The organism is Mycobacterium sp. ACS1612 (assembly GCF_001667505.1).
GTDB lineage: Bacteria > Actinomycetota > Actinomycetes > Mycobacteriales > Mycobacteriaceae > Mycobacterium.
In genome coordinates this window covers 190,328-209,663 of sequence record NZ_LZHZ01000063.1, presented here as the reverse complement: position 1 = coordinate 209,663, position 19,336 = coordinate 190,328, and the positions used below count along the sequence as shown (strand labels likewise).

Below are 19,336 nucleotides of genomic sequence, written 5' to 3'. Positions count from 1 at the left end.
TCGTACTGGGACCGAGGGTATGTTGGCGCAGCAACGGGTGCTGCCGGACCCGAAACTTGGCCAAATAGGAGGACCGAGCTTTGCGAATCGGGAAAGTCACGGTTGGCGCACTTGATGAATGGTCGTTGAATTCGGGCTCGGTCACCTCATGGCATCCGACGGCGGAGGCGGCCGAAAAAGCGCGCCGAGCGCCGGTGAGTTCCGTACCGGTGAGCTATATGCAGCGCCAACATCTGCGCAACTACTGTGACCGCACCGACGCGGGGCTGACCTTTTCCCGGCAAATCATCGCCAGCTGCGAAGTACCCGGACAATGCGATATCGCCGCGATGGATCATGCCGTCAACGCGTACCTGCGCCGGCACGACACCTTCCGCAGTTGGTTCGAACGGACCGATGACGGTGACTTCATCCGCCATGCCATCGAGGACCCGGCCGACATCGAATTCGTACCGGTCGATCAGGGCCGTATGACGGTCGACGAAATCCGCGCCCATGCCGTCGACATACCGAATCCGTTGGAGTGGGGTTGCTTCACGTTCGGCATCATCCAGAACGAGAACCACTTCACCTTCTTCGCCGCCATGGACCACGTGCACGGCGATGCGACGCTGATCGGCACGACGATGCTGGAAGCCAACGGAATGTACTCCGCGCTCAGCGCAGGAAGCCAGGCTCTCACGCTTCCCGACGCGGGCAGTTTCAACGATTTCTGTGTACGCGAGCGTGAGCACACATCGGCGTTGACGCTGGATTCGCCCGGGGTCCGTGCATGGATTGAATTTGCTGAGAACAACACCGACGGTTTTCCTGAATTCCCGCTTCCGCTGGGCAATCCGCAGGAGTCGAACAGCAGTGGGATGACGTCGGAAATACTGATGGATGCGGCACAGACCGAGCGCTTCGAATCGGCTTGTACGGTGGCGGGTGCACGTTTCGTCGGCGGCCTGTTCGCCTGCCTCGGGTTGGTGGAGTACGAATTCACCGGTGCGCTCACCTATTACGGGTTGACGCCGCGGGATTCGCGGACCGCCAGCGACAATTTCATGACGCAGGGATGGTTTACCGGCTTGATCCCGATCACCGTTCCGATAGCGGCGACCTCGTTCAGCGACGCCGCCGCGGCGGCGCAGGCGTCATTCGATTCGGGGCTCGACATGGCGCGCGTGCCGTATTACCGCGTATTGGAGTTGGCGCCGTGGCTGAACTGGCCGCAGCCCAATTTCCCGGTGTCGAATTTCCTGCACGGCGGTGCCGCACCACTGAATGCCATTCTCGCGGCCGCCGATATGGGGTTGGCGAACAATATCGGCATTTACCCTGACGGCCGGTTTTCTTATCAATTGACCATTTACATATTCCGGTACAACGAGGGCACGGTGATGGCGATCATGCATCCCGACAATCCCATTGCCGACAAGTCGGTGACCCGCTACATGGAGGCGATGAAGTCGGTGACGGTACGAGTCGCCGACAGCGGGGACTGGGGACGCGTCGCGTAGTGGTGCGCGATTCGCGGACGAGGGTGAGGGCGATATGCGACGGCTAGCCGATCTTGTGGTGCGGTGGCCCTGGTTGGTGGTGGGAGTGTGGGTCGCGATAGCGGTCGCGCTGCCGCTGACGTTCCCGAGTCTCAACGAGATGGCGCAGCGGCATCCGCTGGCCATCCTGCCCAACGACGCCCCGTCGAGTGTCGCCGCCAGGGAGATGACGGAGGCGTTTCACGAGTCGGGCTCGGAAAACCTCCTCGTCGTTGCGTTCATCAACCAATCCGGGCTCAAGCAAGGCGACGAGGCCACCTACCGCAAGGTGGTCGATGCGTTGCGCGACGACGTCACCGACGTCGTGATGGTGCAGGACTTCTTCACCACGCCCCAACTGCGTCCGTTCCTGACGAGCAAGGACAAGACGACGTGGGTGCTACCCGTCGGCCTTGCGGGCGAGTTGGGCACGCCGCGCGCCTACGACGCCTACAACCGGGTCGCCGACATCGTCAAGCACAACGCCGCGGGCAGTTCCCTCGACGTTCAGGTGACCGGGCCGGCGGCCACCGTCGCCGACCTGACCGTCGCAGGCCAACAGGATCGGTTGCCGATCGAGATCGCGATCGGCGTGCTGGTCCTTCTCGTAGTGCTGGTGGTCTACCGCAACCCGATCACGATGCTGCTGCCGCTCGCCGCGATCGGGGCGTCCTTGGTGACGGCGCAGGCCGTGGTGGCCGGCGTCTCGGATCTGTTCGGAATCGGGGTCTCCAACCAGTCCGTGATCTTCCTGAGCGCGATGATCGCGGGTGCGGGCACCGATTACGCGGTGTTCCTCATCAGCCGCTACCACGACTATCTGCGTCGGGGCGCTGATCTCGACGACGCCGTGCGTCGGGCGCTGATCTCGATCGGCAAGGTGATCACCGCATCGGCCGCTACCGTCGGAATCACGTTCCTGGGAATCAGTTTCGCCAAGATGGGGGTGTTCTCCACCGTCGGCGTGGCGTGTGCGATCGGCGTGGCGGTGGCGTACCTTGCCGCGGTCACCCTGCTCCCCGCCATCCTGGTGCTGGCAGCGCCGCGTGGTTGGGTCAAGCCACGCCGCGAGTTGACCAGTCGATTGTGGCGCCGGTCAGGGGTGCGCATCGTGCGGCGCCCCAAGGCCCATCTGGTCGGCAGCCTGCTCGTCCTGGTGCTGCTCGCCAGTTGCGCCACGCTGGCGAAGTACAACTACGACGATCGCAAGGCCCTCGGACCGTCAGCGCCGAGTTCGGTCGGCTATGCGGCGCTCGAGCGCCACTTCCCGATCAGCCAGGCCGTGCCCGAATACATCCTGATCAAATCGCCGCGGGATCTACGCACCCCACAGGCCCTCGCGGATCTCGAGCAGATGGCGCAGCGGGTCAGCCAGCTGCCGAACATCGGTCTGGTCAGCGGCCTGACCCGCCCCACAGGGGAAGTGCCGCAGGAGTTTCGGGCCACCTACCAGGCGGGCATCGTCGGTGATCGGATGGCCACCGGTTCGGCGGTGATCAGTGACAACACCAAAGACCTCAACCGGCTGACGGACGGGGCGGGCACGCTGGCCGCCAGCCTCAGCGACGTGCGAACCCAGATCAACAAGATCGCGCCCAGCATGCAGCGGCTGATCGACGCGTTCTCGTCGATGCGAACCAACCTCGGCGGCGACAAATTGGTCAAAGACGTCGAGACCGCGGCCAAGCTGGTGCAGAGCGTCAACGAGTTGGGCAACGCGATGGGCGTCAACTTCACCACCGTCAAGGACATGTTCGCCTGGGTCGGTCCGGTGCTGACCGCGCTGAACGGCAACGTCGTCTGCGACGCCAACCCGTCGTGCGCCGACACCCGCGCCCAGTTCCAGAAGTTGGTCGCCGCGCGCGACGACGGCCGCCTCGACGAGATCAACACGTTGGCCGGGCAACTGCAGGGCTTCGGCGACAAGGAGTCCCTCAACGCGACGGTGAAACAACTCAACGACGCGATGGCGAACTTCAGTTCGGCGGTGCGGTCCATGGGCCTCGATCGGCCCGGCGGGCTGCAGGCGGGCCTGACGAAGGTCAAGCAGGACGCCAATCGGCTCGCCGACGGCAGCAAGCAGGTGGCAGGCGGGGTGGATCAACTCGTCGACCAGGTCAAGCTGATGGGTGCCGGACTCGACGAGGCGGCGGCGTTCCTGCTGGCGATGCGCCACGACGCGGCGGATCCGTCGATGGCGGGATTCAACCTGCCCGCCCAGATCCTGCAGCTCGACGACTTCAAGAAGGCCGCGAAGATCTTCATCTCACCCGACGGCCACACCGCCCGGTACCTGGTGCAGACGAAACTCAATCCGTTCAGCGCCGAGGCGATGGACCAGGTGAACCAGATCCTCGACACCGCCAAGGGCGCGCAGCCGAACACCCAATTGGTCGACGCGCAGATTTCGATGGGCGGATTTCCGGCCGCGTTGCGCGACACCCGCGATTACTACGAACACGACATCCGGTTCATCATCATCATGACCCTGATCGTCGTGCTGCTGATTCTGATGGTGCTGTTGCGGGCGATCATCGCACCGCTCTATTTGGTTGCCTCCGTGGTCATCTCGTACTTCGCCGCGCTCGGGACAACCGTGCTGACCTTCCAGTACCTGCTCGGCCAGCAACTGCATTGGAGTGTGCCGCCGCTGGCCTTCGTGGTGTTGGTCGCGGTGGGTGCGGACTACAACCTGCTGTTCGTATCGCGAATGCGCGACGAGTCTCCGCACGGCATGCGCTACGGCGTCATCCGCACGTTGACCTCGACGGGCGGGGTGATCACCGCGGCCGGTCTGATTTTCGCCGCCTCGATGTCCGGTCTGCTGTTCTCCAGCATCACCACCGTGGTCCAGGGTGGCTTCCTGATCGGTGTCGGCGTCCTGCTGGACACCTTCCTGGTGCGGACAGTCACGGTGCCCGCCATCGCCACGCTGGTGGGCCGGGCGAACTGGTGGCCGTCACGACTGAGCGCACCGCCGGTGGCACGGGCAACCGCAGGGAAGGCGGAGTAATGTCGCCGCAGGACGCAGGGGCAGTCAGCGAGGTGAAAACAGGTATGCGGAGACTACTCGCAGTGGCCACTGCGCTGCTATCCGTTGGCGCCGCAGGGTCTTTCGGCTCACCGATCGCCGCCGCCGACGACTCCCAAGCCGGCTGGACACCGGATCACGGCGCACCGAGCGCCGGGCCGCCGCCGATCGGAACGCCAGGCAGGGGATACGCCCTCGGCGGCGCGCACGTGCTGGGCATCCCCTACGACGAGTACATCAAGCGCACCGGCGCCGACTGGTTCCCGGGACTGAACCGGCAGATCGTCAACTATCCCGCCGGTCAGGTCCAGGGCCATACGCTGGAACGGTTGTTCCCCGGCATCGGCAGGCTGGACGACGGATTCCCCGGCCTCGGTCTCGACGGCCCCAGCATCGGCGAATCGGTCGACGAGGGGGAGGGCAACCTGGAAACGGCGATCCGCAACGGTGGCCCTGGCACCGCGATCGGGTTGTCCGAAGGCGCGATGGTGCTCGACGCCGTTCAGGACAAGCTGGCGAACGACCCGACCGCGCCGCCGCCGAACACCCTGAGCTTCGCCACGTACGGCGACCCGCTGGCCACGCACGCGTTCGGTGCGAGCTTCCTGAGGCAGATGTTCCCCGTCGGCAGCGTCGTCCCCTCACTGGACTTCCGCATGCCCGCTCCGGTGGAAAGTCAGTACGACACTTATCAATTCGTGTCCGCCTACGACAGCATCGCGGACTGGCCGGACAGGCCGGACAACTGGATGTCCCTGTTGAACGCGGTGGTCGGCCTTGCGACCGGTCACACCGCGGTGGCGTTCACCAACCCGAAGAACGTGCCGCCGCAGAACATCAGGACGACCGTCAACTCCAAGGGCGCGAAGACGACGACGTACCTGATTCCCGAGCAACACCTGCCGCTGGTGCTGCCCTTCAAATACCTCGGGGTGGACGACGGCACATTGGACCGGCTCGACGGCGTGCTCAAACCGATGGTGGATGCCGGATATTCCCGCAACGACGATCCACTGACCGCTCCGATCACTGTCGATCCGGTGCACGGGTACGACCCGGCGGCGGTCACGGCGCCGGCTACCCAGGCCGCCTTCGGCGGCGGCTCTGACCCGGTGTCGCAGCTGCTGTCCGGCTTCCAGTACGTGCTGAACCACCGCGGCGGCTGACCACAACCTTGCGCCGACGAATACGAATTACTACGGACGTGATGTGACGCCTTCGACTCAGTCGACCATTCTCTCGATGTTGCACGGACGTGCCAGCATGCGTCCGGATGACGTCGCATTCACCTTCACCGATTACGTAGACGACTTCGCGGGCGTCTCCGAGAACCTGACGTGGTCGCAATTGTCGCGTCGCACAACGAATGTGGCGCGCGAGCTGAGCAGGCACGGATCGGCGGCGGATCGTGCGGTGATTCTGGCTCCGCAGGGCCTGGACTACATCGCTGCGTTTTTGGGCTCCATGGAGGCCGGACTGATCGCGGTTCCGCTACCGCTGCCGCACCGCGGTTCGAGTCATGAGCGGGTGAGCGCGGTCCTCGCCGATACGTCGCCCGCGGTGGTGCTCACCACGTCGGCGGCCGCCGCGGACGTCGCTGACTACGTCGACAAGGCTGCCATCGAGGCGATGCCGAAGGTCGTCGAAATCGATTCGTTGAACCTGGATGCGGTTGGCGAACCCTTCTCGCGGACAACCGATCTGCCCAACACGGCCTATCTGCAGTACAGCTCGGGGTCGACGCGAGCGCCGACCGGCGTGATGATCTCACACCGCAACCTGCAGGCCAACTTCGAACAGTTGATGCGCAGCTACTTCGCGGAGTCCCATCTGAAGGGCCAGTCGATCGACACGATCGTGTCGTGGCTGCCGTTCTACCACGACATGGGCTTGGTACTGGGGGTGTGTGCGCCGATTCTCGGCGGCTTCCGCGGCGAACTGACTTCGCCGGTGGCGTTTTTGGAGCGCCCGGCGAGGTGGATCCGCTCGCTGGCCGAGAATTCCCGGGTGTGGTCCGCGGCGCCCAACTTCGCTTTCGACTTGGCTGCCCGCAAAACCACGGACGACGACCTGGCCGGACTCGACCTCGGTGGGGTGCTCGGCATCATCAGCGGTGCCGAACGGGTCCAGCCTGCCACCTTGCAGCGTTTCGTGGACCGCTTCGCGCACTTCAACTTTCGCGACAACATGGTGCGCCCGTCGTACGGGCTCGCGGAAGCGACGGTGTTCGTCGCAAGCGGCACCTGGAGCGAAGCATCGGAAGTGGTCCGCTTCGATCCCGACGAGTTGTCGGAGGGCCGCGTCAAGCGGTGTGCGGCGGGGGCAGGCGCAGAGCTGGTGAAATACAAAGTGCCGCAATCACCCACGCTGCGGATCGTCGATTCCGAGACCCGCCGGGAATGTCCCGGCGACCGGGTCGGCGAGATCTGGGTGCACGGCGACAATGTGGCAGAAGGCTATTGGCGCAAACCGCCCGAGGAGCAAGGTGTCTTCGGCGCGACGCTGGTCGACCCGTCCCAGGGGACACCGGATGGTCCGTGGCTGAGAACCGGTGACCTTGGCTTCATCTCCGGCGGTGAGCTTTTCATCGTCGGCAGGATCAAGGACCTGCTGATCATCCGCGGCCGCAACCACTATCCGGAGGACATCGAAGCGACGGTCCAGCAGATCACCGGTGGCCGGGTTGCGGCAATCTCGGTGCAGGTGAACAGCACTGAGGAGTTGGTCACCGTCATCGAACTGAAGAAGCGCGGGGACTCCGACGAGGAAGCGATGCGTTGGCTCAGCGGCGTCAAGAGCGACGTCACGTCCGCAATATCGAATCTGCACGGCTTGAGTGTCGGGGACCTGGTTTTCGTCGCACCAGGGTCGATTCCCACCACGACGAGCGGCAAGATCCGACGTGCCGTGTGTGTCGAGCAGTACCGGCAGGACCAATTCGCCCGGCTGGACGACTAACCCGGCGGGTGCGCGCCTGGAGATACCGATGTTGGTGACCGTCCTGGTGATGGCCCTTGCCGTCAGCGTCGAACCATTCCGGATCGGGATGACCGTGCTGATGCTCAACCGGCCGAAACCAGCCCTGCAACTGCTGGCGTTCCTGTGCGGTGGTTTCGCGATGGGGTTGACGATCGGCCTGGTGATCCTGTTCCTGTTCCGGCGCGTCTTGCTGGGCACCCGCCACTTCACCTTGCCGAACGTTCAGATTCTGATCGGGGTGGTGGCGCTGCTGGCGGCGGTGTTCGTCGCGGTGCCCAGGCTGTGGAACTTGCGTCCGACGAGGCTGGCGAGGCCGGCCAAACAACTCTTGAGCGGTCCCTCGCTCGCGGTGGCGGGCGTCGCCGGTCTTGGCATCGCGTTGCCGTCCATCGACTATCTCGCCGCGCTGGCGGTCATTCTGGCCTCGGGCGCAGCAGCCATGGCGCAGGTCGCGGTGCTGTTCATGTTCAACGTCATTGCCTTCGCCTTCATCGAGATCCCACTGCTGGCCTATCTGCTGGCGCCGCAGGCCACCGTCAGACGGGTGGACGCGTTGAACACCTGGATCCGGGCGCGGCGCCGAGTCGAATTTGCCGTCCTGCTGGCAGTGGTTGGCGGTGTGGCGCTGGTGGCGGGCGTGGCCGGACTCTGAAGCGCGTTGGACACCGCCTGTCCTTTGTACTCAACGAGATTTCATTGCTTCCAGCGCCCACGACGGGCTACGGGCCGACGACTTGGACTGCGCAGCCCATGTCGCGTGTGAAGATGGAAGCGATGGCATCCAACGATCTGAGCCCCACCAGCCTCAGGGAGGCGTTCGGGCATTTCCCGGCCGGCGTCATCGCCATAGCCGCCGAAGTCGACGGTGTCCGTGTCGGGCTGGTGGCCAGCACCTTCGTCCCGGTGTCGCTCGACCCGCCGTTGGTTTCGTTCTGTGTACAGAACGCCTCGGAGACGTGGCCCAAGCTCAAGGACCTGCCTGCGCTGGGCATCAGCGTGCTCGGCGAAGCCCACGACGAAGCTGCCCGCACACTGGCTGCCAAGACGGGTGATCGGTTCGCGGGTCTGGACACGGTGTCCAGGGATTCAGGCGCAGTGTTCGTCACGGGCACCAGCGTGTGGCTGGAAAGCGCCATCGAACAGCTGGTGCCCGCAGGCGATCACACCATTGTCATATTGCGGGTCAGCGACATCACGGTGCACGCCGATGTACCGCCGATTGTCTTTCACCGCAGTACATTCCGTCGGCTCGGCGCCTAGTCACGGGCGGGCGGCAAGCTCCTCGCGATAGCCTTGGACGCGCCGTTCGAGTTCCTCGGCGTCCGCTGGCCTGCCTTCTTTGCGCGCCAATTCCGCCCGCGCGCTGAGCTCACGAATCGCCGTACGAATGTCGTTGATGCTGAGGGTCATACTGCTGCCTCTCGTCATGGCGTTGATTGGCCGCTGTATGAAGGTTACCCGCGCTCAACTCCGCCTGAACAGTTTGCTTCCCAACCACACGACGGGGTCGTACTTGCGGTCGGCAGCACGCTCCTTGAGCGGGATCAGCGCGTTGTCGGTGATCTTGATGTGCTCCGGGCACACCTCGGTGCAGCACTTGGTGATGTTGCAGTAGCCGAGGCCGTGCTCCTCCTGCGCCTGCACCGCACGGCGGTCATGAGTGTCCAGCGGATGCATGTCCAGTTCGGTTTGACGCATCAGATACCGCGGCCCGGCGAACGCCTTCTTGTTCTCCTCGTGGTCGCGCACCACGTGGCAGGTGTTCTGGCACAGGAAGCACTCGATGCACTTGCGGAATTCCTGGGACCGGTTCACGTCCTCCTGCATCATCCGGTACTCACCGGGCTGCAAGTCCTTCGGCGGCGTGAACGACGGGATTTCTCTGGCCTTTTCGTAGTTGAACGACACATCGGTGACGAGGTCGCGGATGATGGGGAACGTCCGCAGCGGGGTGATCGTGATGGTCTCGGCCTCGTCGAATGTCGACATCCGCGTCATGCACATCAGCCGTGGTCGGCCATTGATCTCGGCGGAACACGAGCCACATTTGCCCGCCTTGCAGTTCCACCGCACCGCGAGGTCCCCGGCTTGGGTCTGCTGCAGACGGTGGATGATGTCGAGCACCACCTCGCCCTCATTGACCTCGACGGAGAAATCCTGCAGCGCGCCGCCGCCGTCGTCGCCACGCCACACCCGCAGCTTCGCTTGATAGGCCGCCATTCAGCTTCTCCTTGCCGGGTGGTTGACGAGTTCTTCCGGGGTGAAGTACTTCTCGAGTTCCTCGATGTCGACGAGTTCGAGCAGGTCGTCGCGCATGGGTACCTGGTCCTCTTTGGTGATGGTGACGTCGGGCACCACCGCATCACCCTCCGCCCGGCACACCAGCAGCGTCTTGCGCCAGGAGGCGTCCATCGACGGATAGTCGTCGCGGGTGTGCCCGCCGCGGCTCTCCGTGCGCTCCAGCGCCGCCTTGGCGACGCACTCGCTGACCAGCAGCATGTTGCGCAAATCGATGGCCAGGTGCCAACCGGGGTTGAACTGCCGATGGCCTTCGACCTGAACCTTCTTGTAGCGCTCCCGAAGTTCGGTCAGCTTGCCCAGCGCCTCGGTGACCTCGTCGGCCTTACGGATGATGCCGACCAGGTTGTTCATCGTGTCCTGCAGGTCCAGTTGCAGCGTGTAGGGGTTCTCGGCGCGATCGCCGTTGGTCGGACCGTCGAAGGGTGCCAGCGCCAGCTTGGCCGCGTCCGCGAGCGCCTCGTCGGACACCTTCGGTCGTTCCGGCAGCGCCCTGACGTAGTCGGACGCGCCCAACCCGGCGCGGCGGCCGAATACCAGCAGGTCCGACAGCGAGTTGCCGCCTAACCGATTCGACCCGTGCATGCCACCGGAGCACTCGCCTGCGGCGAACAACCCCGGCGTCGTGGCCGCCCCGGTGTCAGGATCGACTTCGATGCCGCCCATCACGTAGTGACACGTCGGCCCGACTTCCATCGGCTCCTTGGTGATGTCGACCTCGGCCAACTCCATGAACTGGTGATACATCGACGGCAGCCTGCGCTTGATCTCCTCGGCGGGCAGCCGCGACGCGATGTCGAGGTAGACACCGCCGTGCGGGGTTCCGCGGTCGGCCTTCACCTCGGAGTTGATGGCGCGGGCCACCTCGTCGCGGGGCAGCAGGTCGGGGGTGCGGCGGGCCGAGTCGTTGTCCTTGAGCCACTGGTCGGCCTCTTCGATGCTCTCCGCGTACTGGCCTTTGAACACCGGCGGGATGTAATCGAACATGAACCGGGTGCCTTCGGAGTTCTTCAGCACCCCGCCGTCGCCGCGCACACCCTCGGTGACGAGGATGCCCTTCACGCTGGGCGGCCAGACCATCCCGGTCGGGTGGAACTGGACGAACTCCATGTTGATCAGGGTGGCGCCCGCCCGCAGCGCGAGCGCATGCCCGTCGCCGGTGTACTCCCACGAGTTCGATGTCACCTTGTAGGACTTGCCGATTCCGCCGGTGGCCATCACCACGGCAGGCGTCTCGAACAGGATGAAGCGTCCGCTTTCCCGCCAGTAGCCGAACGCCCCTGCGATCCGGTCACCATCTTTGATCAGGTCGGTGATGGTGCACTCGTGGAACACCTTGATGCGGGCCTCGTAGTCGCCGAATTCGGCCTTGTCCTCCTGCTGCAGCGAGACGATCTTCTGCTGCAGGGTGCGGATGATCTCGAGGCCGGTGCGGTCACCGACGTGCGCGAGCCGAGGATAGGTGTGGCCACCGAAGTTGCGCTGGCTGATGCGACCGTCCTTGGTGCGGTCGAACAGGGCGCCGTAGGTCTCCAGCTCCCATACGCGGTCGGGCGCCTCCTTGGCGTGCAACTCGGCCATCCGCCAGTTGTTGAGGAACTTGCCGCCGCGCATGGTGTCCTTGAAATGGACCTGCCAGTTGTCCTTCGGGTTGGCATTGCCCATCGCGGCCGCGCAGCCACCTTCGGCCATCACGGTGTGGGCCTTGCCGAATAACGACTTACAGACAACCGCGACCTTCAAGCCGCGTTCGCGTGCCTCGATGACCGCACGCAAACCCGCGCCGCCGGCACCGATGACGACGACGTCATAGGAGTGCCGCTCAACTTCCGCCATTAATGAACCTCACTATTGCTTTCGGAAAACCCTGTCAGCCAATGAATCTCAGGTCAGAGATGGTGCCGCTGGCCACCAGCATGATGTAGAAGTCGGTCACCATCAGCGTGCCGAGCGTGACCCACGCATACAGCTTGTGCCTGGTGTTCAACGCGCTCACCTGCGTCCAGAACCAGTAGCGGACCGGGTGCTTGGAGAAGTGCTTGAGGCGGCCGCCGACGACGTGACGGCAGGAGTGGCACGACAGCGTGTAGATCCACAGCATGACCACGTTGACGACGAGAATGAGGTTGCCCAAACCGAATCCGAAGCCGGACGGCGATTGGAATGCGACGATCGCGTCGTAGGTGTTGATCACCGAGATGATCCCGGCGATGTAGAAGAAGTACCGGTGGGTGTTCTGGATGATCAGCGGAAAGCGTGTCTCGCCAGTGTATTTCGCGTGCGGTTCGGCCACCGCGCATGCGGTCGGCGACTGCCACACCGAGCGGTAGTAGGCGCCGCGGTAGTAGTAGCAGGTCAGCCGGAACAGCAGCAGGAACGGCAGCGAGAGCGCGGCGTAGGGCAGCCACCACACGTCGGGCAGGAACTGACCGAAGTGGCTGGCTTCAGGGATGCACCCGGTGCTGACGCAGGGCGAGTAGAACGGCGTCAGGTAGTGGTATTCGGGCACGTAGTAGTTGTTCTGTAGGAACGCTCGCACTGTCGCATAGATGACGAACGCGGCGAAGCCCAGGTCGACGATCAGCGGCGACTGCCACCACCGGTCGGTGCGAAGGGTGCGTTGCGGAATTTGGGCACGGCTCGGTGAAAAGACGCCGGTCGCTTTGCGGTCGGCGGTGGGTGCGCTCACTTTTCCCTTTCGATGTGGTTATGTCCCGCTGGCGAAGGCCGCGGCGTTAGCCGGCGACTCCTCTGTCGTCTTCATCGCCCCAGAAGGCTGTGTCGTAGGGGGTGTCGGGAATGGTGATCTTCTCGGCGCCGTGTTGGTGGCGGGTCACGCCCCTGGTCAGTTCGAGCTCTTCGGCGTCGATGTCGAGGCGGTCGATGTCGTTGAGGATGCGTTCGGCATCGTTGACAATCCGGCGGGTGGCAGGGCTGTCGCCATACTTCGATGCCAGCGAGGTGACGCACCGCCGCAGGCTTCCGATTAGCTCGTGCAACTCGGTAAGTTCGGTAGTGCTCGACATTTGACCTCCTTGGGCTGAAGGGTGTCTCGAATCACAGTACGACACCCGATGTTAGTTGCATCAGGGGGTTTGGCGTGAGACCGGTCACGTCGCAGAAGCGGAGGTAGGTCCATGTCCACCCAGGTCCTCGCGGAGCGTGCCGAGACATTGCTGGGCCTGCACCGGCCGGGCGATCCAGTGGTCCTCCCGACGGTCTGGGACGCGTGGTCGGCGCGGACGGCGGTCGACTCCGGCTTCGTTGCGCTGACCGTCGGCAGCCACCCGATGGCCGATTCGGTCGGTAAGGCTGACCAGGAGGGCATGACGTTCGACGACGTGGTCACTCGAGTCGGTCAGATCACCGCGGCCGTCGACGTGCCGGTGTCGGTCGACATCGAATCGGGTTACGCACAGTCGGCCACCCGCCTGATCGAGGGACTGCTGGAGGCAGGCGCGGTCGGCCTCAACATCGAGGACACCGTGCACTGTCAGGGCGGTCGGTTGCGGTCGTCGGCCGAGCACGCCGAACTCGTCGGCGCGTTGCGCCAGGCGGCCGACGCTGCCGGGGTGCATGTGGTGGTCAACGCCCGCACCGATCTCTTTCTTCGGCAGGACGGCGACGAGGCCGACCGGGTCGACCGTGCGATCGCGCGACTGAAGGAGGCCGCAGCCGCCGGCGCCGACTCGTTGTATCCGGTGGGCAGGCACGATCCGGATACGTTGCGGCGCTTGGCTTCCGAGTTGCCGCTGCCCATCAACGCGATCGCGTTGCCGGATCAGGACGACCCCGCGACGTTCGGACCGCTCGGCGTCGGGCGGATCAGCTTCGGGCCGTTCTGGCAATACGCGCTCACCGCCTACTCCAAAGAGATGTTGGCGCGTTGGGCTTAGCATTCCGCCGTGAGTCCTGACGACGACGGCAGTTGGCACAACCAGCAGTCGGTGATCGTGGCCGCCGGCGTGGCGGCAGTCGTGCTGATCGCGATCCTGGTGTGGGCGGTGCTGCGCACGGCCGATGACTCGTCGCGGCCTCCGCAGCCCGCCGAATTGCCTGCGTCGTCGGCGACGGCGTCGACGTACACCACCAGTTCGACGTCGAGCACGAGTTACACCGTGCCGAGCGCGCTGACCAGCCAGGACAACCCGTCCTTGACGGGTCCGGTCAAGTCGACGCCGTCCGACGACGGCCCCGGCGGTGACGCGACAGACACCACGGAGTCGAGCACTTCGACCAATCCCTACCCCACGACCACCCCGACCAACGCCGGCCAAATCTGATCAGTTGCCGTTTCTCACCGGATCGAGCAACCGGTGAGGTCGGCTCAGCGCCCTGCTGACAGCGTCGTCGCGTCTGCGGGGCCGGCGCGGCGGATGCACGACGAGGTCGGCAGGCCCGGGTTGCTGACCGCACCTGGAGCAGATCGCGTCGGCGCGGATGGTTCCGCCGCATTCGACGTGCTTGAAGGCACGGCGGACCGGGCGCTCCAGATAGTTCTCGTTGCCCCAGGCGATCAAGGACCACAGCGTCGGCCACAGTCGCCGGCCCTTGGCAGTCAGCGCGTATTCGTCGCGGCCGCTGGCGGCCGCTACTCGCGCCAGCACTCCCTCGTCGACGAGTAGCGAGAGCCGTTGCGCCAAGACCGCCTTGGGAATTCCGAGGTGTTCGGCGAAGTCGCTGAACCGTCGGACACCGTAGAAGGCGTCACGCACGATCAGCAACGTCCACCGCTCGCCGACGATCTCGAGGGAGCGCGCGATCGGGCAGCTTTCGGCGGCGTACTCGCGGGGCAGCGGCATGGAATGAAGTATCGCAGTTCAGCGGTTCAATGATTGAACCGTACGAAGGGATCAGTGATGACCGCACCATTCGCAAGGCACGACCACACGATGACGCGAGTGGACGTGTCCACCGGTGTCGACTTCGAGAAATTCCTCGCCGCGTTCGAATCCGCGGCGCCGCCGTCTGATTCGGCGCGCGTTGCGCAGATCGTCGGGTCCGGCGGCACATGGGACGACGTGCTCGCCCAGGCGGCAGACAACGCGCCGAACGACCTGATGGTGTACGCCAAGGTGGATGCCACCCCGGTGATGCGGGCGGCAGGCCACGACGTCAAGGCGGTCGAGTACCTGCTCGGTAACCACACCATCGCCGAAACCATGTTCCGGCATGACCCCCGGGCGATGCTGTACGCACCGCTGCGGGTGCTCGTGTACAGCGACCCCGACGGCAACGCGGTGTTCTCGATGGACCAACCCGGTCCTGCGTTCGGCAGCCTCGGCATCGCCGACGTCACCGAGGTGGGGGTGGGCCTGGACCGCAAGGTGGCAAACCTGTTGCGGGTCATCGGGGTTGACCCGGGGGACGCCTTCGGCGCCTAGTAGGGTCGAGCAATGCAATCGTCGAAACGGCGCGTCGGCGCTGTCGCAGTGCTCGTCGCTGCGGCGACCATCGCCGCAAGCTTCACCGGTGCCGCGGCGTCCTCTGGTGGGTCCACCTTCGTGCCGTTCTCCAGCCTGTTCAGGACCTGCAGCCACGACCAGACACACTGGGTGTCGGCCACCGGCTACGGCAGCGGCGGCGCGGAGATCGGCGTGGGCCCCGGCGGCGTCACCGCCGACGTTCGACTTGCCACCGCCCAGCCCAACACGCGGTACACGGTCCGGCTCATCGAGGTGCCCCGGCCCTCGGAGCGCACATGCACCGCGGGAGACCCGGGAGTGATTGTCGGCGACCTGTTCACCGACGCCAGCGGAAGCGGCACCACCAGGCTGGCGGGACCGGTCGTCGACGGAGCGACGGGCGTGTGGGTGTCCGTCGACGGCCCACCGAAACCCGGCAGGGTGATCGGCGACTTCTACACCTCGGAGATCGTCGCGCCGCTGAACTAGACGAACAAATCCGGTGGAACCGCAATGGTCCCACCGGATTTGGTCAGGGCAGTGTTAGTTACTTGCTCTCGATCGCGATGCGCTGTGCCTCGGCATTCTTGTGCGCACCGGTGATGCGTACGGTCAGCACGCCGGCGTCATAGGACGCCGAGATCGCGTCGCCGGTCACGTGGGCGGGCAGCTTGAACGACCGCCGGAACGATCCGTACCGGACCTCGCTGAGCGTGCGCCCGTCCTTCTCTTCCGAGTACTCGTCGCGGCGCTCGCCGCGGATCACCAACTGACCCCTCTCGACCTCGACGGTGACGTCCTTCGCCACGTCCACACCTGGCAGTTCGAGGCGTACGACGGCGTCGTCCCCGTCCTTGACGACTTCGGCGGCCGGGCTGAAACCGGTGAACACACCCGGCTTCATCCAACGGTCGATCTCCCAGGCAGGCCTGGCCCACAACGTCACTTGGCTCATCGTTGACTCTCCTTCGTCACGCCGTGACCGGCACCACGCCGGTCGACTACCAGTTAGAACTTGAGTCAGGTCCGCTCATGTTCCAGCTGCGCTTTCGCCGTCGGCGAACGGCTCACAGAGCGGCGCAAACACCGGTGAGAAGTCCGTGATGGGCGCTTCACACGAGGCGACATTGCGGCAATATCCGCTGCATAACCTCGGCGTCATGCGTTCTTCATCTCGGGTCGTGGTGGTCGGCCACGGCATGGTCGGTCACCGGTTCGTCGAGGCGTTGCGGTCACGCGACGCCGAGGGCGAGTGGCGGGTGACGGTACTGGCCGAGGAAGCGGACGCCGCCTACGACCGGGTCGGCCTGACCGGCTACACCGAGCACTGGGACCGCGCACAACTCGCACTCCCCGGTAACGACTACGCCGGCGACGACCACGTCGAGTTACGGCTGGGCAGTCGGGTCACCGACATCGACCGGGCCGCCAAGACGGTGCTGACAGAGGCCGGCGACGAAATCGGATACGACGCGCTGGTGCTCGCCACCGGTTCGTACGCATTCGTCCCGCCGGTGCCAGGCCACGATCTGCCGTCCTGTCACGTGTACCGCACCCTGGACGATCTCGACGCGATCCGCGCCGACGCGATGCGTGCCATGCAGGCAGGCGGCACCACGACGGGCGTCGTGATCGGCGGCGGTCTGCTCGGGCTCGAGGCGGCAAACGCGTTGCGGCAGTTCGGCCTTACCACCCACGTCGTCGAGATGGCACCGCGGCTGATGGCCCAGCAACTCGACGAAGCGGGCGGCGCGTTGCTCGGTCGGATGATCGGTGAACTCGGCATCACCGTGCACACCGGCGTCGGCACCGACAACATCGCGCCTTCGCAACGCAACCGGCCGGTGCGGCGCTCCGCCGAGACCGACTCGGTGCGGGTGACGCTGAGCGACGGCACGATCATCCACGCGGGGGTCGTCGTCTTCGCGGCCGGGGTCCGTCCGCGCGACGAACTCGCCCGCGCCGCGGAGCTGCCGATCGCCGACCGGGGCGGCGTGCTCACCGATCTGTCATGCGGCACAGAGGATCCCAACGTCTACGCGATCGGCGAGGTGGCCGCGATCGAGGGCCGCTGCTACGGCCTTGTCGGGCCCGGCTACACCAGCGCGGAGGTGGTCGCCGACCGCCTGCTCGGCGGTACCGCGGAATTCCCCGAGGCCGACATGTCGACCAAACTCAAGCTGCTCGGCGTCGACGTCGCCAGCTTCGGTGACGCGATGGGCAGCACACCGAACTGTCTCGAGGTGGTCGTCAACGACGCCGTCAACCAGACCTATGCGAAGCTGGTGCTGTCCGACGACGCCAAAACGCTGCTCGGCGGCATCCTGGTGGGCGACGCCTCCTCCTACGGCGTGCTGCGGCCCATGGTCGGTGAACCGTTGCCCGGTGATCCGATGACGCTAATCGCACCGGCCGGATCCGACGGGGGCGCAACGGGGCTCGGTGTCGGGGCACTCCCTGCCGCCGCGCAGATCTGCTCGTGCAACAACGTGACCAAGGGCGACCTGTGTGACGCGATCGCAGGCGGTTGCAGTGATGTGCCCGCACTCAAGGACTGCACCAAGGCCGGCACCTCCTGCGGTTCCTGCGTCCCTCTGCTCAAGCAACTGCTGGAGGCCGAGGGCGTCGAGCAGTCCAAGGCGCTGTGTGAGCACTTCAGCCAGTCGCGGGCCGAACTGTTCTCTATCATCTCCGCCACGTCCATCCGGACGTTCACCGGGCTGATCGAACGGTTCGGCACCGGAAAGGGTTGCGACATCTGCAAACCGGTGGTTGCCTCAATTCTGGCGTCGACCAGTTCGGATCACATCCTCGACGGTGAGCAGGCGTCGCTACAGGATTCCAACGACCACTTCCTCGCCAACATTCAGAAGAACGGCAGCTACTCGGTGGTGCCGCGGTCACCCGGCGGCGAGATCACGCCGGAGCAGTTGATCCTGATCGGTGAGATCGCACGGGATTTCAACCTGTACACCAAGATCACCGGCGGCCAGCGCATCGACATGTTCGGCGCGCGGGTCGACCAGCTTCCGGAGATCTGGCGCAGACTGGTCGACGGCGGCATGGAATCCGGGCATGCCTACGGCAAGGCGCTGCGCACGGTGAAAAGTTGCGTGGGAAGCACCTGGTGCCGGTACGGCCAACAGGACTCGGTCGAGATGGCGGTCAACATCGAGAAGCGCTACCGCGGCCTGCGCGCACCGCACAAGATCAAGATGGCCGTATCGGGGTGCGCGCGCGAATGCGCGGAAGCGCAGAGCAAAGACGTCGGTGTCATCGCGACCGAAAAGGGTTGGAATCTCTACGTCTGCGGCAACGGCGGCATGTCGCCGCGCCAGGCCCAACTGTTGGCCAGCGACCTGGACGACGAAACGCTGATCCGCTACATCGACCGGTTCCTGATGTTCTACATCCGCACCGCCGACCGGCTACAGCGGACGGCGCCGTGGCTGGAAGCGATGGATTTCCCCGACAAGTCGGGCCTGGATCACCTGCGTGAGGTTGTGTGCAACGACTCACTGGGCCTGGCAGCGGAATTCGAGGAGGCGATCGCTCGCCACGTGGAGGGCTACGCGTGCGAATGGAAGGGTGTCCTCGAAGACCCGGACAAGCTGTCGCGATTCGTGTCGTTCGTCAACGCGCCCGACGTCGCGGACCCCACCGTCGAGTTCACGCACCAATCGGGTCGTATCGTGCCCGTCGGAATGCCTAAGGTGCCTCAAAGATGACTCTTGCCAACGACATCGAGGTCTGGACGACCGCATGTGCGTATGACTTCCTGATCCCGAACCGCGGGGTGGGGGTGCTGCTGCCCAACGGTGCGCAGGCGGCGTTGTTCCGCCTCGACGACGGGTCGCTGCACGCGGTCGGCAACATCGACCCCTTCTCCGGTGCCGCGGTGATGTCACGAGGCATCGTCGGCGACCGGGGTGGCCGCGCGACGGTGCAGACGCCGATAAAGAAGCAGGCGTTCGCCTTAGCCGATGGCAGCTGTCTGGATGATCCCGAAGTCGCGTTGCCGGTGTATGCCACCCGCATCGTGGACGGCGACGTGCAGGTCGGCGTCTGACTGCGTCTGCTCGCCACAGGAACTAGGGACTTTT

19 protein-coding genes are annotated in these 19,336 nt (G+C 65.0%); 12 read left to right on the top strand and 7 right to left on the bottom strand.

The genetic code is table 11. The annotated features are described in order from the left end of the window. The first annotated feature begins 80 nt into the window (after positions 1–80). The 6 genes from A5724_RS26335 (at position 81) to A5724_RS26310 (ending at position 8,790) form a co-directional block, all read left to right on the top strand. Positions 81–1,502: a condensation domain-containing protein gene (locus A5724_RS26335; RefSeq protein WP_082965284.1), complete on the top strand. Its 1,422-nt coding sequence runs from the start codon at positions 81–83 to the stop codon at positions 1,500–1,502. Between the two features lie 34 nt (positions 1,503–1,536). Further along, complete coding sequence (locus tag A5724_RS26330) at positions 1,537–4,533, top strand: RND family transporter (RefSeq protein ID WP_067809205.1); 2,997 nt, start codon at positions 1,537–1,539, stop codon at positions 4,531–4,533. A gap of 44 nt (positions 4,534–4,577) precedes the next feature. Then, entirely contained in the window at positions 4,578–5,717 is a 1,140-nt protein-coding gene (gene pe, locus A5724_RS26325; RefSeq protein WP_067809538.1) for an acyltransferase PE, read from the top strand. A 43-nt stretch (positions 5,718–5,760) separates the two neighbouring features. Further along, on the top strand, positions 5,761–7,509 hold the full coding sequence (locus A5724_RS26320) for an AMP-binding protein (RefSeq protein WP_082965283.1): 1,749 nt from the start codon (positions 5,761–5,763) through the stop codon (positions 7,507–7,509). Positions 7,510–7,537: 28 nt separating this feature from the next. Further along, a complete protein-coding gene (locus A5724_RS26315) occupies positions 7,538–8,182 on the top strand; it encodes a GAP family protein (protein WP_067809203.1) in 645 nt (214 codons plus the stop codon). A gap of 122 nt (positions 8,183–8,304) precedes the next feature. After that, a complete protein-coding gene (locus A5724_RS26310) occupies positions 8,305–8,790 on the top strand; it encodes a flavin reductase family protein (protein ID WP_067809536.1) in 486 nt (161 codons plus the stop codon). Here the strand turns inward: A5724_RS26310 and A5724_RS34285 are convergent, their stop codons facing one another. From A5724_RS34285 to A5724_RS26290, 5 genes are read right to left on the bottom strand one after another with little or no spacing between them, the layout of a single operon-like run. After that, entirely contained in the window at positions 8,791–8,940 is a 150-nt protein-coding gene (locus tag A5724_RS34285) for a hypothetical protein (protein WP_197518786.1), read from the bottom strand. 54 nt (positions 8,941–8,994) lie between these two features. Next, a complete protein-coding gene (locus A5724_RS26305; RefSeq protein WP_067809201.1) occupies positions 8,995–9,750 on the bottom strand; it encodes a succinate dehydrogenase/fumarate reductase iron-sulfur subunit in 756 nt (251 codons plus the stop codon). Further along, on the bottom strand, positions 9,751–11,664 hold the full coding sequence (locus A5724_RS26300; protein ID WP_067809199.1) for a fumarate reductase/succinate dehydrogenase flavoprotein subunit: 1,914 nt from the start codon (positions 11,662–11,664) through the stop codon (positions 9,751–9,753). Positions 11,665–11,698: 34 nt separating this feature from the next. Further along, the gene (locus tag A5724_RS26295; protein WP_067809197.1) at positions 11,699–12,517 is read right to left on the bottom strand and encodes a hypothetical protein; all 819 of its coding nucleotides are present in this window, start codon (positions 12,515–12,517) and stop codon (positions 11,699–11,701) included. A gap of 46 nt (positions 12,518–12,563) precedes the next feature. Next, positions 12,564–12,854: a hypothetical protein gene (locus A5724_RS26290; protein WP_067809195.1), complete on the bottom strand. Its 291-nt coding sequence runs from the start codon at positions 12,852–12,854 to the stop codon at positions 12,564–12,566. A gap of 111 nt (positions 12,855–12,965) precedes the next feature. On the opposite strand from A5724_RS26290, the gene A5724_RS26285 reads away from it, so the two are divergent. Both A5724_RS26285 and A5724_RS26280 read left to right on the top strand, forming a co-directional pair. Continuing rightward, positions 12,966–13,724 carry an isocitrate lyase/phosphoenolpyruvate mutase family protein gene (locus A5724_RS26285; protein WP_067809193.1) on the top strand — a complete coding sequence of 253 codons (759 nt, stop codon included), beginning with the start codon at positions 12,966–12,968 and terminating at the stop codon, positions 13,722–13,724. Positions 13,725–13,733: 9 nt separating this feature from the next. Continuing rightward, the gene (locus tag A5724_RS26280) at positions 13,734–14,111 is read left to right on the top strand and encodes a hypothetical protein (protein WP_067809191.1); all 378 of its coding nucleotides are present in this window, start codon (positions 13,734–13,736) and stop codon (positions 14,109–14,111) included. Here A5724_RS26280 and A5724_RS26275 read toward each other — a convergent pair whose 3' ends face one another. Then, complete coding sequence (locus tag A5724_RS26275; RefSeq protein WP_067809189.1) at positions 14,112–14,630, bottom strand: helix-turn-helix domain-containing protein; 519 nt, start codon at positions 14,628–14,630, stop codon at positions 14,112–14,114. A gap of 57 nt (positions 14,631–14,687) precedes the next feature. Here A5724_RS26275 and A5724_RS26270 point away from each other — a divergent pair, with 57 nt between their 5' ends. Further along, positions 14,688–15,212 (top strand): DUF302 domain-containing protein, encoded by a 525-nt coding sequence (locus tag A5724_RS26270; protein WP_082965282.1) that lies wholly within the window; start codon positions 14,688–14,690, stop codon positions 15,210–15,212. Between the two features lie 12 nt (positions 15,213–15,224). After that, a complete protein-coding gene (locus A5724_RS26265; RefSeq protein ID WP_067809187.1) occupies positions 15,225–15,722 on the top strand; it encodes a hypothetical protein in 498 nt (165 codons plus the stop codon). Between the two features lie 58 nt (positions 15,723–15,780). Here A5724_RS26265 and A5724_RS26260 read toward each other — a convergent pair whose 3' ends face one another. Then, complete coding sequence (locus tag A5724_RS26260) at positions 15,781–16,188, bottom strand: Hsp20/alpha crystallin family protein (RefSeq protein ID WP_067809185.1); 408 nt, start codon at positions 16,186–16,188, stop codon at positions 15,781–15,783. 205 nt (positions 16,189–16,393) lie between these two features. On the opposite strand from A5724_RS26260, the gene nirB reads away from it, so the two are divergent. Beyond that, positions 16,394–18,961 carry a nitrite reductase large subunit NirB gene (gene nirB / locus A5724_RS26255; protein WP_067809531.1) on the top strand — a complete coding sequence of 856 codons (2,568 nt, stop codon included), beginning with the start codon at positions 16,394–16,396 and terminating at the stop codon, positions 18,959–18,961. Then, positions 18,958–19,302 carry a nitrite reductase small subunit NirD gene (nirD, locus tag A5724_RS26250; RefSeq protein WP_067809183.1) on the top strand — a complete coding sequence of 115 codons (345 nt, stop codon included), beginning with the start codon at positions 18,958–18,960 and terminating at the stop codon, positions 19,300–19,302. The genes nirB and nirD overlap by 4 nt, the downstream gene beginning before the upstream one ends. Positions 19,303–19,336 lie beyond the last annotated feature (34 nt).

Coding starts and splice junctions, on each gene's coding strand:
- A5724_RS26330 (WP_067809205.1), top strand. CDS start 1,537: ATGCGACGGCTAGCCGATCTTGTGGTGCGGTGGCCCTGGTTGGTGGTG.
- pe (WP_067809538.1), top strand. CDS start 4,578: ATGCGGAGACTACTCGCAGTGGCCACTGCGCTGCTATCCGTTGGCGCC.
- A5724_RS26315 (WP_067809203.1), top strand. CDS start 7,538: ATGTTGGTGACCGTCCTGGTGATGGCCCTTGCCGTCAGCGTCGAACCA.
- A5724_RS26310 (WP_067809536.1), top strand. CDS start 8,305: ATGGCATCCAACGATCTGAGCCCCACCAGCCTCAGGGAGGCGTTCGGG.
- A5724_RS34285 (WP_197518786.1), bottom strand. CDS start 8,940: ATGACCCTCAGCATCAACGACATTCGTACGGCGATTCGTGAGCTCAGC.
- A5724_RS26305 (WP_067809201.1), bottom strand. CDS start 9,750: ATGGCGGCCTATCAAGCGAAGCTGCGGGTGTGGCGTGGCGACGACGGC.
- A5724_RS26300 (WP_067809199.1), bottom strand. CDS start 11,664: ATGGCGGAAGTTGAGCGGCACTCCTATGACGTCGTCGTCATCGGTGCC.
- A5724_RS26290 (WP_067809195.1), bottom strand. CDS start 12,854: ATGTCGAGCACTACCGAACTTACCGAGTTGCACGAGCTAATCGGAAGC.
- A5724_RS26285 (WP_067809193.1), top strand. CDS start 12,966: ATGTCCACCCAGGTCCTCGCGGAGCGTGCCGAGACATTGCTGGGCCTG.
- A5724_RS26275 (WP_067809189.1), bottom strand. CDS start 14,630: ATGCCGCTGCCCCGCGAGTACGCCGCCGAAAGCTGCCCGATCGCGCGC.
- A5724_RS26270 (WP_082965282.1), top strand. CDS start 14,688: ATGACCGCACCATTCGCAAGGCACGACCACACGATGACGCGAGTGGAC.
- A5724_RS26265 (WP_067809187.1), top strand. CDS start 15,225: ATGCAATCGTCGAAACGGCGCGTCGGCGCTGTCGCAGTGCTCGTCGCT.
- A5724_RS26260 (WP_067809185.1), bottom strand. CDS start 16,188: ATGAGCCAAGTGACGTTGTGGGCCAGGCCTGCCTGGGAGATCGACCGT.
- nirB (WP_067809531.1), top strand. CDS start 16,394: ATGCGTTCTTCATCTCGGGTCGTGGTGGTCGGCCACGGCATGGTCGGT.
- nirD (WP_067809183.1), top strand. CDS start 18,958: ATGACTCTTGCCAACGACATCGAGGTCTGGACGACCGCATGTGCGTAT.